Origin of the sequence: Eubacterium sp. 1001713B170207_170306_E7, assembly GCF_015547515.1 — a bacterium.
Classification (GTDB): domain Bacteria; phylum Bacillota; class Clostridia; order Eubacteriales; family Eubacteriaceae; genus Eubacterium.
Window position 1 is genome coordinate 435,754 of record NZ_JADMVE010000001.1, and the last position, 16,781, is coordinate 452,534.

The following is a 16,781-nucleotide window of genomic DNA, read 5'->3' on the forward strand; positions in this document are numbered from 1 at the left end:
GACGGCAAAGGTCTGCGGGCTTTTTGATTTGAATTAATTGGTCTGGGTGAGCAGCTTGATGATGGAAGCGTAAAGGTTCTGCGTGTCATTTTTCCAGTTGTCGCAGATGTTCAGCGCCTGCTTCTGGGATGGGGTGTTGATGTTCAGCTCCATCAGGACAATGTTGTTTTCATGGAGCTTGAGCTGCACCTGGTAATCGCCGTCGGTGTTTTTGGTATAATTGCCGATGACCTTGACCTCTCTGAAAATGCGGTCCCGGTTCTGCGAAATGTAAAGCTCCAGCATTTCACGGATATAGGCGGGGATGTCCTTCTCAAAAATATTCAGGGTCTCCCGGCCCTTGGCGGTAATGGCGACTACGGTTTTATCATCATCCATCTGGTAAAGACGGATAAAATCATCCTCGATGAGGTTGTCGATGTAGAGCTGAATGTCAAAATAACTCATCTGCAGGTTTTCGATAATGATAAAAGCCACCTGCTCGCGGGTGATGCCGGTTTTGATTTTATTGAGTACGTATAGTATAATAAGCTTATCTTCAGCCTGATGTTGAGTATTAAGCACGCGATGAACCTCCCTTGGAAAAATTGAAGTTACCCTATCATTATAGCATAGATTCAAAAACAAATGTGGTAAAAGGAGAAGATTTTTATGAATCCATTAAATGAAAAAACAGAGGCGCTGGCCAGGGGGCTCGGGGCGGCCCAGGTCGGTTTCGCGGATTTAAGCGGCCTGCCCGGCGGGCTGAGCTTGGGCTACCCGTCAGCCGTATCAGTGGTGGTGCGCCTGTCAAGGGGGATTCTGGCCCAGATGGACGGCGCGCCTACGGCCACCTATTTCAGCCATTACCGCATTGTCAACCGCCTGATCGACGAGATTACCCTGAGGGTAACGCTGGCCCTTGAGGCCGGGGGCGCAATGGCGGTGGCGGTTCCGGCCTCCCAGTCGCTGCCGTCTGTAAAGGGCGGAAACCCTTACCGCGGGCTCTTTGCGCACAAGACGGCCGCTGTCCTTGCCGGCATGGGGTGGATCGGCAAGAGCGCCCTGTTTATCCACAACGATTATGGGCCGGCAGTTCGGCTGGGCACGGTGCTCACTGACGCGCCGCTGGACACGGTGGCCGTCCTGCCGAAGAGCAGGTGCGGCAGCTGCCAGGCCTGTAAAAAGGCCTGCCCGTCCATGTCCATTGAGGGAAGACTCTGGGAGCCGGGCATGGAGCGCAGCCAGCTCATAGACGCCCACAGCTGCAGCGAGCACATGAAGGCGGCCTATCAGCACATTGGCCGTGGCTCGGTCTGCGGCCTGTGCATGGTGAGCTGCCCGCATTTCAGGAAGAACCTGCCAGAGGATTAGGAGGAAAAGAAATTGAAAAATATGACAAGCCAGGACATGAAGCTGTCCGCTAAGGTACAGCTTAAAGGGCACTGGGGGCCGGCCATTCTGATCATGTTCATCACATGGCTGGCCATTGCCGGGGTGCCGACCATCATGCTGCTGCTGGAAAAGGTGATTTTTCACGTGGATCTGGACGCGGAAATCTATGACCGGGTATCCAACCTTGTGTCTCTGATTTTGGCGGGGCCGCTGTCCTATGGGGCTGCACGCTTTTACATGAACCTGTACCACGGCCGGGAGGCGGGCGTAACAGACCTGTTTACGGGCTTTAACCGCTTCGCCAAGTGCTTTTTGGCCAACCTGGCCATGGGTATCTTCACCTTTTTATGGGCGCTGCTGCTCATTATTCCGGGGATTATCGCGGCCATCAGCTATTCCCAGACCTACTACCTGCTGAACGATTATGAGGCGCTGTCCTTTATGGACGCCATTACTCTGAGCAAGCTGATGATGCGGGATTACAAGCTGGAGTATTTTCTGCTGTGCCTGACCTTTATCGGCTGGTGGCTCCTGGTTATTGTGACCCTGGGCATTGCCATCATCGTGGTGGGGCCTTATCTGAACGCGACCTTCGCTAATTTTTATATGGGGCTCAAGGAAGAACGGCAGGAGGTCATCGACCATTTTATGCTCCAGAAGCAAAACTAAGCTTTCCCTTTCCGGGCAAAGTATGATATAATAAAAAACTGCGCTATAGGCTGTTGAACGATGCCTCAGCCCAGAAGAATAATAGATGAAGTGAGAAAAATAGTGGGTAAATTTAAAATAGAGGGTGTTGCCCCGGGCAGCATTTTTGAAGAACTGGAAATTGAAAAGGGCGACGCACTGCTCACCATCAATGGAATGCCTGTGGCGGATATCATGGACTACCGTTACCTGCAGGCGGACGAGCAGCTCCTGATCGAGGTCGAAAAGCCCGACGGCGAGCTCTGGGAGCTGGATGTGGAAAAGGACTTTGAGGAGGACCTGGGACTGGTATTTGATGAGAATATGCTGGAAACCCGGACCTGCAAGAACAACTGTATTTTCTGCTTCATCGACCAGATGCCCCCCGGAATGCGGGAAACCCTGTACGTGAAGGATGACGACGAGCGCCTCTCCTTCCTGCTGGGCAACTACGTTACCCTGACCAACCTGACTGAGGATGAAATGGAGCGCATTGTGCGCTACCGGATCATGCCCATCAACATCTCGGTGCATACGACAAACCCGGAGCTGCGCTGCGCCATGCTGCACAACCGTTTTGCCGGGTCGATTATGGAATCCCTGCTGTATTTTGCCGATAACGGCATCGGCATGAACGGCCAGATTGTGCTGTGCCCGGGCTACAATGACGGCCATGAGCTGAAGCGGACGCTGACTGACCTCATGGGCTTTTACCCCCAGATGGCCTCGGTATCCGTGGTGCCTGTGGGCCTTTCCAAATACCGGGAGGGGCTGGCAAAGCTTCACAAATTTGACACGGCGGGCGCCAGGGAAACCCTGTCCATCATTGGGGATATTCAGGCCCGGATGCACAGCCGGTACGGCACCAATTTTGTTTATGCCAGCGACGAGTTTTTCCTGCTGGCCGGCCAGGCCCTGCCGGATTCGGATTATTACGACGGCTTTCCGCAGATTGAAAACGGCGTGGGCATGATGACAGATTTTAAGGAAGGGCTGGAGGCTGCCTTGAGCCAGGCCGGGCAGGTCCGTCGAAACGACGCACCCCGCAGGGTCGGCATTATCACCGGACGGCTGGCTGCAGATTTTATGCGGGAATGTGCCGGGAAGGTACGCCCTGTCTGCGGAGCGGAGCCTGCTGTCTACCCGGTAGTCAACGACTTTTTTGGCGGGGACATCACTGTGTCCGGCCTGGTCACCGGGCAGGATATTATCCGCCAGGTGCCCCAGGGGGCTGACCGCTACCTGATTCCGGAGAACATGGTCCGCAGCCATACCCATGACCTGCTGGACGATTTGACAACAGAAGATATTGAAAAGGCGCTTCAGGCAGAGGTGCGCATTGTCCCCGTGGACGGCGCGGCCTTTCTGGAAGCGATGAAATAAGGAGGAATACTATGGCAAAACCGATTGTCGCAGTGGTGGGACGCCCGAACGTGGGCAAATCCACCCTGTTCAACAAGCTGGTGGGCGAGCGTATCGCCATTGTGGAGGACACGCCCGGCGTTACCAGAGACCGTATCATCGCCGATGCGGAATGGCAGAACCACCATTTTACACTCATCGACACCGGTGGGATCGAACCCCACACCAAGGATGATATTTTACTGCAGATGCGTGTTCAGGCCGAGCTGGCCATTGACATGGCAGACCTGATCGTGCTGCTGGTGGACGGGCGCGAGGGCATGACCGCCTCAGATTTAGAGGTGGCGAACATGATCCGCAAGCACAGCAAAAATGTACTGCTGGCCGTCAACAAGGTGGACAGCCAGCAGCTGGAAAACAATATTTTTGAATTTTACAACCTGGGTATCGGCGAGCCCATCGCCATTTCCGCCGAACAGGGCCTCGGCCTCGGCGACTTTCTGGACGAGGTGATCGAACGGGTCAAAAAGGTCTATGACGAGGAGGAGCAGGAGAACGACAACCTGAAAATCGCGGTGATCGGCAAGCCAAACGCGGGCAAGTCCACCCTGATCAACAAGATGGTGGGCCATGACCGCCTTATTGTCAGCGATGTGCCGGGCACCACCCGCGACGCCATCGACACCGAGGTGCGCTACAACGGCCAGGATTATACTCTCATCGACACCGCGGGGCTGCGGAAGAAGAAGAAAATATACGAGGACATTGAGCGCTACAGCATCGTGCGCGCCATCGCCGCCGTTGACCGGAGCGATGTGGTGCTGGTGCTCATCGACGGGGAAAAGGGCGTGACCGAGCAGGACGCCAAGATTGCCGGTATTGCCCATAACCGCGCCAAGCCGTCTATCATCATTGTCAACAAATGGGACATTGTGGAAAAGGACACCAAGACCATGGATAAGATGAAGCGGGAAATCCGCGACACCCTGTCCTTTATCGACTACGCGCCCATTCTGTTCATCTCGGCCAAAACCGGGCAGCGGGTCAGCAAGATCTACGAAACCATTAATTATGTCAAAAGCCAGGCGGAAAAACGCATTACCACCGGCAAGCTCAATGAGGCTATGACAGAATTTATCATGATGAAGCAGCCGCCAACCAAGAGCGGCCGCCGCCTGAAAATCTTCTACGCGTCTCAGACTGGCGTCAACCCGCCGACCTTTGTGGTCTTTGTCAACGATGCGACGCTGATGCACTTTTCCTATCAGCGCTATCTGGAAAACAAAATCCGGGAGACCTTTGATTTTGACGGCACCCCCATTCGTTTCTTTGTGCGTGAGCGGAACGATTAACCGGAATACAGGCCCCTTCACTGCGGTGGAGCGGGCCTTTTTTACAGGGAGGATAAAATGAAACGTCTTTTCAGTCAGGGAGAAAGAGGGCAAAGTGAATTCCTTCTCATGGATACCTCTTGCAGAGGTACTAAAAGCTTATCTTTATCCAGCCTTTATTAAAAAGCATATTATAGATATTCCCGAGAGTCTTGAGCATATTGTGGAGTATGAATAAACACCAAAATGCAGGCGCTTTTTTTCAACTCCAGATTGTGCTATAATAAAAGCAGAGAAGCACAATGGATATCATTATTCTGTGAAGGAGTTGAAAAAGGTGTTAGATGTGAACAGAATTAAGGATGTTGTCGTACCTTTAGCTCGAAAATATGGGGTCCGAAAAATCTATCTTTTTGGCTCCTATGCCAGAGGAGAAGCTGAACAAAACAGCGATATTGATTTAAAGGTTGATAATGGCGATCATCCAATCGGCCTTTTTGCGCTGTCAGGGCTGCGTTTGGAAATCCGAGAGCAGCTGGGTAAACCTGTAGATTTAGTAACTCAGGGCGGTCTGTATGAAAACGTGAAAAAGGAAATCGCGAAAGAGGAAATTCTATTATATGAGTGCAAAGAATAGGAATATTTCGATCATAGAGCATATCTCAGGATATTGTAATGATATTGATGAGCTCATTCAGCGTTTTGGCAATGACAGACTTATTTTCAAAGAGGATAAAGCCTATTGCAATGCGGTTTGTATGTGCCTGTTACAAATCGGAGAACTGTCAAAACATCTGACCGAGGCGTTTAGAACTGAACATTCTGAGATTCCGTGGAAGGAAATAAGGGGAATGCGCAATATTTTTGCACATGATTACGGCAGCATTGATGTGTCTGAAGTATGGGAAACAATACAAAAGGATATTCCAATATTAAGAGGTTTTTGTGAGACGATCGTGCGGCAGTATGCCCTGCTAAATGAGGAAGCACTTCAGTTTGACGATGAGGATAAAAGCCTTTGGGAAAAAGGATGAATGTAGAGATACGAATGGCGATCTCTGCATTCATCGGTTGCCCTGTTCATTGAACAGGGCGTTTTTTACTTCCAAAAATAATCCACTTCCTCAAGCACCAGCTTAACGATCCTCAGGTTCGGGAGCTCGGGCTTCAGGGCAGTGAGCTGGTCCTTCAGGCTGTCCAGCCGGCTGTCATCAAAGACGCTGGCTTTATTGATGCCCACCAGGGTGTAGGAGCCGTCCGGCGCTGTTTTCAGGTAGCCGTTGTCGGATTTAAGGGCGTAGAGGTTCATTTCAGACCTCCGCGGCCTGGGCGGCGGCTTTCAGCTTCACGAGCCCGGCCTGGGGATCGCGGTTCTGGGTGGCGACCCATTTTACCAATGCCTTGTAGGCCTCGCCGCTTGCGATGAGCTCATGGCTGCGCATGTAGCCCTCCTGAATGCTGGCGGATTTTCCGGCGATGTAGAGGATCAGGGCGCTGTTCAGACAGACGATGTTGGCGCGGGTGGGGGTGGAGGTGCCTTTCAGGATACGAATGATGCCTTTGGCGGCCTCGTCCACAGAGCTCCAGGGCGCCAGTTCGTCCAGATTGCCTGGCTCAATACCAAGGCTTTCCGGGGTCAGGGTGTAGCGCTCTACGGTGCCGTCGGGCATCAGCTCAGCCACATGGGTGGGGCCGACGGTGGAGGCTTCGTCGATACAGCCGCTGCCGGCTTCGCCATAGACCACCAGGGCGTGCTCATAGCCGATTTCGTGCATGATGTCCGGGACAAATTCCAGCATGTCCAGGGAGTAGACGCCGCGGACCGCGTGTTTGGGCAGGGCGGGGTTTGCCAGGGAGGCGGAGATGTTTAAGACGCTGCCAAAGGAAATCTGGGACAGCACCCGGCCGAGGGCGGTGGGGTGAACCTCTGGGCTCATACCGTTAAAGATACCGATGCCTGCGGTCTCAATGCTTGCCTTGACCACGTCCACGCTGCAGTCCACATCCACACCCAGGGCTTCCACGGCGTCGATGGTGCCGCAGACAGAGGTCAGGGCCCGGGAGCCGTGCTTGGCCATGGGCACGCCGTCCGCGGCGGCGATGATCCCGGCCACGGTGCTGATGTTAAAGGTCTTAAAGGTGTCCATGCCTGTGCCGCAGTTTTCCACCACGGGCACTGCGGTTTCGGGCGTGACCTTGCAGGTGTCGATCTCGTAGATGGCCTCAAAGCTGCCGGCCACCTCGGCGGCGGTTGGGCCCTTGGCGCTGAGGGCGGCCAGGAACGCGCCCTGCTGCATGGGCGTCTGGCGGTCGCCCAGAATTTCCATAAACATTTCCTTGGATTCTTCTTTGGTCAGATTTTCACGGTTGATGAGGCCGGTGATTACCTGGCCGTATTCTTTCATCGTTACTGCTTCCATTCTTTTATTCCTCCATATGATGTATTAATCAAAAACAACGATGGTCGACAGGGTTTCGAGCTGCCGCACATGCTCAAGGCCCTGCTCCAGCGCCTCAAGCGGGATGCGCTCGGTAATCAGGTCCTTTACGACCAGGCTGCCGTCCTCCAGCAGCTCCTTGGCCCGGCGGCTGTGCGCGATGCCGCAGCCGTAGGCGCCTACCATGGTCTGTTCCTTGTAGTGGATATGGTTGATCTCGGGCGGTGCGCTGCCGTCTGTGATCATGCCGCTGAAATGGCCGAGGCGTCCCCGCTTCCGGAGCACCGACAAGGCCAGATTCATGGCCTCCGGCGCCGCGCAGCAGGGGATGGCCGCGTCCACACCCTGGCCCTCTGTCAGGGCCGGCAGGGCCTTTTCGGCGGCCTCGTAGCCTTCAAAGACGGCGTCAAAGCCGAGCTTTTCGGCGCGCTCTGCCCGCCTGGGGTCGGTCTCGACCAGAAAGACCTTCTGCACGCCCAGGGCTCTTGCCACCCGCAGGTTGAGGATGCCCATCCGGCCCGCACCGATGATCAGCAGGGTGTCCTGGGGCTTTAGGTCCAGATTTTCCTGAACGTTGACGCAGCAGGAGAGGGGCTCGATAAAGGAGATTTCCTCAAAGCTCAGGGCGTCGTTTTCGATGACGTTGATGATCTGGCCGCGGACGCCCTCCTCGGGCACCACCAGGTACTCCTGGAAGCCGCCGTCGTAATTGAAGCCCATGATCCGCACATGGTCGCAGAGGTTGTCATAGCCCTCCTGGCAATAGGCGCACGCCCCGCAGGCGATGCCCGGATGCACCTGGACCCGCTGTCCCTTCTGGTAGCCTGTGACCGCGGCGCCCACCTCGGCGATGACGCCGGAGATTTCGTGGCCCAGCACCCGCGGGTACACCAGGTCGCGCTGGCCCATGGTCAGGCATTTGAGATCGGTTTTACATAAATTGCAGGCCCTGACCCGGACGAGGACTTCGTGGCGGCCGCAGGCCGGAACAGCCCGTTCGGTCATTTTTAGCTCGCCGGGGCCTGTTAATACAACTGCTTTCATTGGTAGTCTCCTTATTTTTTCAAACAAAAAAAGCCCGACCTTAATCTAAGGTGCGAACTTTCCATCATTCCCACAGGCCTCCACCGCTCAGATAAAGACCGTCAACACACTTCAGGCAGGTTTTCTGACTGAGGATTAACGCCGGGCTCCCTTCCCATCCTTTCAGACAGTGGTGATGAGCCGGGCAATCCACTTACAGCGGCGGGCCCGTCTAAGAATCTCACTTAGTTCCCTATTATCTGCCATGCAGCACCTGAAATGTTTTATGCTTTTTTATTATCATATCACATTTGTCCGGGGTGTCAAGAAAAAATGTAAAAGATTTAATCGAAAAATCGGGCGGGCCGGTGCGCCCAACGGCTTCTTTTATGGGCTAAAGCGTGCTATAATAGCCTTATTGGCAGCCCGGTAAATAAAAAGCCTGAGTTGAAGGCGGCTGCGGTGGGAGAAAGAGAGGAAGAAATGGGACATTTTGGTTTTTCATACGTCGGCATGCTGTATCTGCTGATGCTGTTTATCCCCAACCTGATCTGGACAAAACATCAGCCTGAGGGCTATGATTTCGGAAATGAGAATAAGGGGCTGCTGTGGTGCGAGCGCATCGGGCAGGTGGGGGTGAGTGGCTGCGCCCTGATCTTCACGGATTTTAACCTGAGGCCCCTGACGCCCTGGAGCCTGTGGCTGGTGCTGTCCTTTGGGCTGATGCTGCTGTATGAGGGCTACTGGGTCCGGTATTTCAGGAGCGGTCGGAAGCTGGAGGATTTTTACACGGGCTTCTGCGGGGTGCCCCTGGCCGGCGCGACCCTGCCGGTGGCCGCGTTCCTGTTTCTGGGGATCTACGGGAGGGTCTTTCTGATGGTGGCGTTCGCGGTGCTTTTGGGCGTCGGGCATATCGGGATTCACGGACAGCATTTCCGGGAGCTAGGGCAGTGACGGGTATGCTGGGAGATGTCAAAGGATTGCGGCAGCTGGATGCAGATTGGCGCTGTCCGGCTGTTCTGATAAGGTGGCACGAAACCTGGCCGCTTGCCGCAGCGTCTGGGCCTTTTTTCTTATCTGGATAAAATGCGCAGTCTCGGTCTGCGCCGCTTTTTTAACAGATATAGGTTGCCTTCCCGGCTCTTGCAGCTAAATTTAATCCAGATTTTACATGCTCTTAACACAACATATGCTATAATCATATTATGTTAATGATGTTAAAAGTTAGCGAAGATTGGAGCGAAAATGAAGAAAATTCTGATTATAGAAGATGAACTTAATATATTTGAGCTGATTAAATTCAATCTGGAAGCCCAGGGCTTTGAGGTTGCGGGCTTTCATGAGGGCACCGGCGCGGTCGAGAAGATTGTGGAGCAACGGCCGGATCTGATCATCCTGGACCTGATGCTGCCGGGCAAGGACGGGCTCACCATCTGCCGCGAGGTGCGGGCCGATAAGAACCTGTCCTACATCCCGGTCATCATGCTCACTGCCAAGAGCGAGGAGTTCGACAAGGTCCTGGGTCTTGAGATGGGTGCGGACGACTATATGACCAAGCCCTTCAGCGTCAAGGAGCTTTACGCCCGCGTCAAGGCCGTTCTGCGGCGGACAGAGATGATCAGAAGCTCCGACACAGAGGAGCTGGTGGTGGGCAGCCTGCGCATCCTGCCCGGCGCCTTCGAGGTATACAAAAACAACAAGAAGCTGTCGCTGACCCTGAAGGAGTACGAGCTGCTGCTGTACCTGGCCAACAACAAAAACAAGGTCCTGACCCGGGACCAGCTGCTGGACGAAATCTGGGGCTACGAGTACTATGGCGAAACCCGGACCGTGGATGTGCATATCCGCTACCTGCGTAAAAAAATCGAGGACGAGCGTGAAAAATACATCGAGACCGTGCGCGGCGTGGGCTACCGCCTGGTGGAAAATCTGGGAAGCGATCAATGAAAAAGCGCATCACCATTGTCTTTTCTGTACTCATCGTGCTGGTCACAGCCTTCTCCGGGGTATTCTCCTATGTGATCTTCAAAAACGCCTACTATGAATCCACCGAGGGCAACCTGAAAAGCAACAGCGAGTATATTGTCGAGGACCTGATGCCCGCCTACATTCAGACCGGGGACGTCTCCGGGCTGGAGCATTATGCCAACAGCACCAACCAGCGCATCAACATCATCGACGTGGCGGGAAACGTGCTGTTCGAGTCCCTGAGCGGTATCGGCTCTCTGGACAACCACCTGAGCCGGCCCGAGGTTCAGGGCGCGATGGAGGGGCAGGCCGCCACCTCGGTGCGCTACTCCGACACCATTATGAAGAACATGCTCTACCTGGCCGCCCCCTATTATCAGGATGGGCAGATAACGCACATTGTCAGAATCGCCGTGCCCCTGGACGTCATGGAGGACGTGAGCTACAGCATTATCAACAACCTGATCTTCGTGGCCCTGGCCAGTATTCTGATCGCCATTGTGATCTTTGCCCTGCTGCTGAACAACGAGACCCGGCCCCTGGATGAGGTCACCATCTTCGCCAGAAGGATCGCCCGGGGCGACTATAAGACCAAGCTCACCATGATCCGGGACGATAAGATCGGCGATCTGGTCGACTCTCTCAACACCATGGCCGAGCAGCTGGACGCGTCCTTTACCAAGATCAACCGCAAGAATGTTGAGCTGTCCTCCGTGCTGTCCAGCATGAACCAGGGCATCATCGCCGTGGACCGGGACAACAAGATCATTCTCATCAATGATACGGCCCGCAGAATCTTCAAAATCGACCTGAAAAAGGAGATCAAGGGCAAGAACATTCTGGAGGTTTACCGCGATCCCTTTGTGTACGAGCTGCAGGACAAGCTGGCAGAGACCGAGGACGGGCGGCTGGATTACGAAACCCGCATCGAGGAGCGCATCTACAAGGTGACCAGCTCCCAGATCGTGGACAAGGGCGACCAGAGCTACAATGGCAATATCATTATTTTAGAGGATATTACCATGATTAAGGGGCTTGAAAATATCCGCCGTGACTTTGTGGCCAATGTGTCCCACGAGCTCAAGACCCCCATCACCACCATCCGCGGCTTCATCGAGACCATTCAGGAAAACCACATCACCGACGAGGCGACTTTGAACCGTTTTTACACCATCATCGCCGATGAGAGCGAGCGCCTGACCCGCCTGGTCAATGACATTTTAATCCTCTCCCACCTGGAAAACAACCAGCGCAGCGGGGAGGACAAGCGGGAGATCATCGGTGTGAACCAGGAGATGCTGCGGATTTTTGACATTCTCAAAATGACTGCTGACGCCAAGCGCATCGAGCTGCGCTACCAGAAGGAGGGCGACATCAGCGTCATCATCAACCCTGATGATTTCAGGCAGATGATGATCAACCTGGTGGACAACGCGGTCAAATACACCGACGAGGGCGGCCGGGTGGACGTGTCGGTCTACGAAAACGGCGCGCATTTCTGCATCCTGGTAGAGGATACGGGCTGTGGCATTCCTGAGGAGGATATTCCACGCATTTTCGAGCGGTTTTACCGTGTGGATAAGAGCCGTTCCAAGGAAAACGGCGGCACCGGCCTGGGCCTTGCCATCGTCAAGCACATTGTCCAGAATAACAAGGGCACCATCGAGGTGACCAGCTCAGTCGGAATCGGCACCACCTTTAAGGTGACCCTGCCCAAAAACTGCGAAGTCCGTTAGAAAGAGCCTCCGGGCTCTTTTTTTGGTGGTCAGGAAGCAGCGCGGGCGGGACTGCGCCTTTTATCCAGAGCGGAAAAAAGGGCCAGGCGATGGGGAAACGGCTCCATTACTCGAATTATAGGCATACTGAAAGGAGCCTCCCGGCATTCTTTTTTTATTTAAAATCGTGGAATGAGAAAGTTAAAAAAATATCAATTAAAATAAAGCTTTACCTTTAAGAAAATGAGTGATATAATAACCATAAAAAATTATTATATTGCAGAAAATTTCTTATATCAAAACCGCCGGGAGGGCCAGGCTTCAGGCCCTGAGGGGGAAAAACGGCGTGTAGCAGCGCCTGTAAGCGGGCGTGGGAGGAGAAGAACATGAATCCTTATTTGAAGAATGTCAGCCGGATTGAATTCAGCGTGACCCACCGCTGCCAGGGGCGGTGCCGGCACTGCGCCCTGGGTACAGACCGGACTGCCGGGGAATTGACGCCTGAGATGGCTGTGGCGGCCCTGGAGGACGCTTACGAGGCCTGTTCGCTGCTCTCAGTGCGCACCTTTGGGGGCGAGCCGCTGCTGTGCGTGCCCACGGTCTGCGCCCTGCACCAGAGGGCTGAAGCCCTTGACGTGCACAGCCGGGAGCTGATCACCAGCGGCTGCTTTACCCATGACCGTGCCCTGCGGGCCTACACGGCGGACCGTCTGGAAGCCAGCGGCGTAAATGTAATCCTTTTATCCGTGGACGCCTTTCACAGCGAGCACCTGCCCCTCCGCGGGCAGTACGGCTTTGCCCGGGACCTGTGCGCTGCCGGGCTGGGCAGCGCCACCACCCTGCACCCTGCGTGGATCGACGGGCTCAGGGGCCGGAATCCCTACGACCGGGAGACTGTGGCGCTCCTCAGCCGTTTTGAGCCCCTCAGGCTGCCTGTGGGGGAGGGGAACCGCGTCTTTCCGGGGGGCAGTGCTGCGGTCCACCTCTTTGGGTATTTTGAGCAGAAGCCCCTGGACATGGATTTTCAGTGCGGCACGACAGCTTACACTCAGCGTCTGGACGCGCCCACTGCTCTGGCGGTGGACCCGGACGGCAGCGTGCGGGTGTGCGGCTTTGCCATCGGGAACCTGCACCGGCAGACCATGGCGGCCATCCTGAAAGGCTATGATCCTTACCGGTATGCCCCCATGCGGGCCCTGCTCGAGCAGGGGATCAGCGGCCTGATCACCTTCGCCGCCCAGCAGGGCATAACGGTGCGCCCGGAGGCCTGTGCGTCGCCCTGCGCCCTCTGCCGCTCAGTCAGCCGTCAGCTGCAATAAGCAGCCCATTCCGAAAAAACACATTTCCAACAGGAGGCATGAACCAATGGAATCCAACCAACTTAAAGCAGTAATCGACAACTGCCTGCAAAACAGCGGCCTCAATGGCCGCAGCCCTGAAACCGGCGCCCCGGATCAAGGCCCGGACGCGCTCCAGCTCTTCGACCCGGTTCTGGTGGGCGTGGCCGCCGCGGACGACCCGCTGTTCAGGCGTTTTCAGGAGCCCGGCGTGGTAGGGCCCCACCACCGGCTGCCCAAAGACTGGCTGCCCGGCGCCAGGAGCGTCGTGTCGGTTTTTCTGCCCTACACCGAGGCCGTACGGGCCGCCAACCGGGAGGATAAGGCCCTGCCGGCCAGGGCCTGGCTCATCGGCCGGATCGAGGGCCAGCAGCTGATCCAGGGCCCCCTGTGCGGGGCCCTGATGGACGCACTCCGGGCCGAGGGCGGTGAAGTGGCCGCCCCCATGCTGGACCCGGACTTTCAATCCTGGTCGGCTGCGGACGGGCCAGAGGAGCCGGGCGGTCTCGCCTTTACCAGCAGCTGGTCCGAGCGGCACGCTGCCTACGCCTGCGGTCTGGGTACCTTTGGCCTTTCCAGGGGCATCATCACCGAAAGGGGCATGGCCGGACGCTTTTTCAGCGTGGTCACCACCCTTGTCCTCACACCCAGCCCGCGGCCCGATACCGGGCTGTACGGGGACTGTACCCAGTGCGGCGCCTGCGTGCAGCGCTGCCCGGCCGGAGCCATCACCCTGGAGGGCGGCAAGGCGCACAGACCCTGCGCCGCTTATTTAGACCACACCCTGGAGCTGTTCTCACCCCGCTACGGCTGCGGCAAGTGCCAGACTGCCGTGCCCTGTGAGGCCCGCAGGCCGCAAAAGTCCGGAAAATAGACGGTTTTTTCTCATAACGCCATTTTCAGAAAAGGGCCCGCGCGTTATGAAAAAACGCTGAAACCCGCATGAACAGGCGCTTTGAAGCCTGTCAAAAAACATAACGCGTATAACGCACACAGGGCGGCGCGTTCTTTAGAGAGAGGAAATTAGAATGAAAATGGATGAAAAAAACGTTAACCTGGAAACAATGCCAAAGCCGCCAGCGGAGCAGCCGCCAGAGAAGGCACTGGAGGTGGTGCTGATCGACGATGATGCAGAGGAGCGCGAACGGTGGAAGGACAAGGCCGGCATCACCCTGGTGCCGCCCAAAAGGCTGACCAGCGAGCCCATCATCGAAGAAGTGGACGAGAACGGCGAAACCCATTACCGCTACGGCGAGGCAACCGTTGAGGATTTTCCCGCAGAAATCTACTATGAGGGGGAACGGCGGGAGCTTAAAAAGGAAGAATACGACGAGATGCTCGCAGCCATCCGGCAGGTGCAGGCCAAGGAGGACGGCTTCAGGCCGCTGCGCCCGCTGGAGGAGAACACCACCCTGCCAAGGTTCCCCATGGAGAACCTGCCCCTGCCGCTTTTAGAGTATTGCAAAAACCTGTCCGAATCCATGGAGATGTCCGCCGATCTGGCCGGAACCGCCATGCTGGGCACCCTGGCCGCCCTTTTGCACGGACGCTACATCATCAGCCCCGAGCCCGGGTGGGAGGAGCCCCTGTGCCTCTTTATGCTGGGCGTCGCCCGCCCAGGAGAGGGCAAAAGCCACCTCATGAAGGCCGTCACCAACCCTTTGTTTGAGCATCAGACCCGGCTTTTCAAGGCCTATGCGGACAAGGCCATCACCGTGGAAGTGCGCCTTGACATCGCCCGCAGCGCCTACGAGGCCCTGCGCAAGGAGTGCGCCAGCCTGAAAGGGGATCAGCAGGAGGCCAAGCTCATTGAGATGGAGGATAAGCTGCGTGAAATCAAGGCGCTGGAGAAATCCGCGCCGCCCCGGCTGGTGGCCAATGACGTCACCTCCCAGAAGCTGGCCGGCCTGCTCCAGGAGAATAAGGGACGGATCAGCATCATCTCCGCCGAGGGCGCCGTGTTTTCCAACATCGCGGGCCTTTACGACAGCCAGCCCAATTTCACCAACTACCTCGAGGCCTACTCCGGGGATACCATCATCGTGGACCGGGTCGGCCGCCCCGGAGAGTATATCAATGATCCCCGCCTGACCATGAACCTCATGGTTCAGCCCGATGTGCTGGACCGGGTGGTAAAAAACAAAACCCTGCTGGAAAGAGGCCTGCCGGCCCGTTTCCTGTTCAGTCTGCCGGAGAGCCGGATGGGCAAGCGCAAAATCGATGGCGCGCCCAAACTCGACATGGCCGTCAGAAAACGCTATAACGACCTGCTGGAGGAGCTGATTGCCCAGGCAGAGGAGGATACCTGCGAAATCCTGACCCTGAGCGAGGATGCGGCTGTCCTGTTCAAAGACTTCAGAAAAGCCGCGGATGAACGGAGCGACGGCGATCTTGCCAACCTCAAGGAGTGGACCTCCAAGCTGCCCGGACAGGTGCTGCGCCTGGCAGGGCTCATGCACGTGGCCACCTACCGCAGCGAGGCCGGCGAAATGCCCGTGGACTATTTTGTGATGAAGGACGCCTGCGGCCTGGCCTGGGGCTATTATATCGACCATGCCCGCCACGCCCACCAGATCATGGGGGCGGACAAAAACATGGAAAAGGCCAGAGAACTGCTCAAGGCCCTTGACCAGAAAAACTGGACAGACTTTACCGCCTACGAAGCCGCCCGCAAGCTGAGCAGCCTCGGCTTTAAAAAGGGTGCGGACGCCGAGGTTTTCCTGAATATCCTGATCGATTACGGCTATTTGAAAATAGAGCGGGACCAGAGCGGCAAGCGCGTTTTCTACCGGTACAGCGTCAATCCCAAGTGGATCGCCCAGTCGGAGGACCGCCCCGCCTGAGAACGGCCCCGGCTGGGTGCGTTATGGGTGTTATGTGTTTTGAGAGCCCGCAAACCGCCTGCTGATGCGGGTTTCCGGGGTTTTTCATAACGCAGGGAGCCTGCTGTCAATTTTGCGTTATGAGGTTTTAACCACCGGAAAGCCATTCAGGCGGCGTTGGTTAAAGCCGCCGCTTTCGGGTAAATAGGAAAAAACAAAACGAAAAGGAGCATTTACCATGAAGGATCAAAACAACACCCCTGAAAAAGAAGCACGCGAACGCGATGATGAAATATTCTTTGGCGCAAAGGTTCACCAGAACCAGCAGGACGCCGATGTCAATACCGAGGAGGACGACGCCTTCCGCTTTGGAGCGCCCGTGACCGCCACCGAGGCGAAAAAAGCAGAGCAGCGCGAGGAGAAATCCGAGGATGCGCGCGAACGTGAGGACGAAGTGTTCTTCGGCGCAAAGCTCGACCCCGAGCCCGGCGACGATGTCAACGCCGAAAAGGACGACCGTTTCCGCTTTGACGCCCCAGACGAAGAATAAGAACCCGGCAGAGATGATGCGGCGAAACGCCGTATCATCTCTGCTGCTTTATGATGAACAGAACAGCCCGGCCCAAACCACGCACGGGCTTTAATCTGTAAAACCACCAGAGAGAAAGCCTTTTTTCACATCTGGATAAAAAGCGCAGTCCCGGACCCAGATACGTCGAAACGG

At 55.9% G+C, this 16,781-nt stretch carries 17 protein-coding genes and 1 riboswitch; of the genes, 13 read left to right on the forward strand and 4 right to left on the reverse strand.

What is annotated here, in order from left to right; translation table 11 throughout:
- Positions 1 to 33 precede the first annotated feature (33 nt).
- A complete protein-coding gene (locus tag I2B62_RS02195) occupies positions 34 to 564 on the reverse strand; it encodes a DUF4364 family protein (protein ID WP_195267334.1) in 531 nt (176 codons plus the stop codon).
- 87 nt (positions 565 to 651) lie between these two features.
- On the opposite strand from I2B62_RS02195, the gene I2B62_RS02200 reads away from it, so the two are divergent.
- The 6 genes from I2B62_RS02200 (at position 652) to I2B62_RS02225 (ending at position 5,788) form a co-directional block, all read left to right on the forward strand.
- Entirely contained in the window at positions 652 to 1,353 is a 702-nt protein-coding gene (locus I2B62_RS02200; protein ID WP_195267335.1) for an epoxyqueuosine reductase, read from the forward strand.
- A gap of 21 nt (positions 1,354 to 1,374) precedes the next feature.
- Entirely contained in the window at positions 1,375 to 2,043 is a 669-nt protein-coding gene (locus I2B62_RS02205; protein WP_243259421.1) for a DUF975 family protein, read from the forward strand.
- Positions 2,044 to 2,145: 102 nt separating this feature from the next.
- Positions 2,146 to 3,444 (forward strand): DUF512 domain-containing protein, encoded by a 1,299-nt coding sequence (locus tag I2B62_RS02210; protein WP_347707784.1) that lies wholly within the window; start codon positions 2,146 to 2,148, stop codon positions 3,442 to 3,444.
- 11 nt (positions 3,445 to 3,455) lie between these two features.
- A complete protein-coding gene (gene der / locus I2B62_RS02215) occupies positions 3,456 to 4,775 on the forward strand; it encodes a ribosome biogenesis GTPase Der (protein WP_195267338.1) in 1,320 nt (439 codons plus the stop codon).
- 316 nt (positions 4,776 to 5,091) lie between these two features.
- Positions 5,092 to 5,391 (forward strand): nucleotidyltransferase domain-containing protein, encoded by a 300-nt coding sequence (locus I2B62_RS02220; protein WP_347707785.1) that lies wholly within the window; start codon positions 5,092 to 5,094, stop codon positions 5,389 to 5,391.
- Positions 5,375 to 5,788, forward strand: coding sequence for a HepT-like ribonuclease domain-containing protein (locus I2B62_RS02225; protein ID WP_195267339.1), 414 nt, complete (start codon positions 5,375 to 5,377; stop codon positions 5,786 to 5,788). Before I2B62_RS02220 ends, I2B62_RS02225 begins: the two co-directional genes overlap by 17 nt.
- 65 nt (positions 5,789 to 5,853) lie before the next feature.
- Here I2B62_RS02225 and I2B62_RS02230 read toward each other — a convergent pair whose 3' ends face one another.
- Genes I2B62_RS02230 through I2B62_RS02240 form a run of 3 tightly spaced genes read right to left on the reverse strand, consistent with a single transcriptional unit; the run spans position 5,854 to position 8,236 of the window.
- On the reverse strand, positions 5,854 to 6,063 hold the full coding sequence (locus tag I2B62_RS02230; protein WP_195267340.1) for a hypothetical protein: 210 nt from the start codon (positions 6,061 to 6,063) through the stop codon (positions 5,854 to 5,856).
- Between the two features lies 1 nt (position 6,064).
- Positions 6,065 to 7,174: an anthranilate phosphoribosyltransferase gene (trpD, locus tag I2B62_RS02235; RefSeq protein WP_195267341.1), complete on the reverse strand. Its 1,110-nt coding sequence runs from the start codon at positions 7,172 to 7,174 to the stop codon at positions 6,065 to 6,067.
- A 24-nt stretch (positions 7,175 to 7,198) separates the two neighbouring features.
- Positions 7,199 to 8,236, reverse strand: coding sequence for an alcohol dehydrogenase catalytic domain-containing protein (locus I2B62_RS02240; protein ID WP_195267342.1), 1,038 nt, complete (start codon positions 8,234 to 8,236; stop codon positions 7,199 to 7,201).
- A 96-nt stretch (positions 8,237 to 8,332) separates the two neighbouring features.
- Positions 8,333 to 8,508: riboswitch (cobalamin riboswitch) on the reverse strand.
- A gap of 190 nt (positions 8,509 to 8,698) precedes the next feature.
- On the opposite strand from I2B62_RS02240, the gene I2B62_RS02245 reads away from it, so the two are divergent.
- The 7 genes from I2B62_RS02245 to I2B62_RS02275 all read left to right on the forward strand — a co-directional run bounded on the left by I2B62_RS02245 (position 8,699) and on the right by I2B62_RS02275 (position 16,607).
- Complete coding sequence (locus I2B62_RS02245; protein WP_195267947.1) at positions 8,699 to 9,169, forward strand: hypothetical protein; 471 nt, start codon at positions 8,699 to 8,701, stop codon at positions 9,167 to 9,169.
- A gap of 291 nt (positions 9,170 to 9,460) precedes the next feature.
- Positions 9,461 to 10,162: a response regulator transcription factor gene (locus I2B62_RS02250; protein WP_195267343.1), complete on the forward strand. Its 702-nt coding sequence runs from the start codon at positions 9,461 to 9,463 to the stop codon at positions 10,160 to 10,162.
- Entirely contained in the window at positions 10,159 to 11,919 is a 1,761-nt protein-coding gene (locus I2B62_RS02255) for an ATP-binding protein (protein ID WP_195267344.1), read from the forward strand. The genes I2B62_RS02250 and I2B62_RS02255 overlap by 4 nt, the downstream gene beginning before the upstream one ends.
- 365 nt (positions 11,920 to 12,284) lie before the next feature.
- Positions 12,285 to 13,217, forward strand: coding sequence for a radical SAM protein (locus I2B62_RS02260; RefSeq protein ID WP_195267345.1), 933 nt, complete (start codon positions 12,285 to 12,287; stop codon positions 13,215 to 13,217).
- Positions 13,218 to 13,263: 46 nt separating this feature from the next.
- Positions 13,264 to 14,109 carry a 4Fe-4S binding protein gene (locus I2B62_RS02265; RefSeq protein WP_195267346.1) on the forward strand — a complete coding sequence of 282 codons (846 nt, stop codon included), beginning with the start codon at positions 13,264 to 13,266 and terminating at the stop codon, positions 14,107 to 14,109.
- Positions 14,110 to 14,263: 154 nt separating this feature from the next.
- Complete coding sequence (locus tag I2B62_RS02270) at positions 14,264 to 16,078, forward strand: YfjI family protein (RefSeq protein ID WP_195267347.1); 1,815 nt, start codon at positions 14,264 to 14,266, stop codon at positions 16,076 to 16,078.
- A gap of 217 nt (positions 16,079 to 16,295) precedes the next feature.
- The gene (locus tag I2B62_RS02275) at positions 16,296 to 16,607 is read left to right on the forward strand and encodes a hypothetical protein (protein ID WP_195267348.1); all 312 of its coding nucleotides are present in this window, start codon (positions 16,296 to 16,298) and stop codon (positions 16,605 to 16,607) included.
- The last annotated feature ends 174 nt before the right edge of the window (positions 16,608 to 16,781 follow it).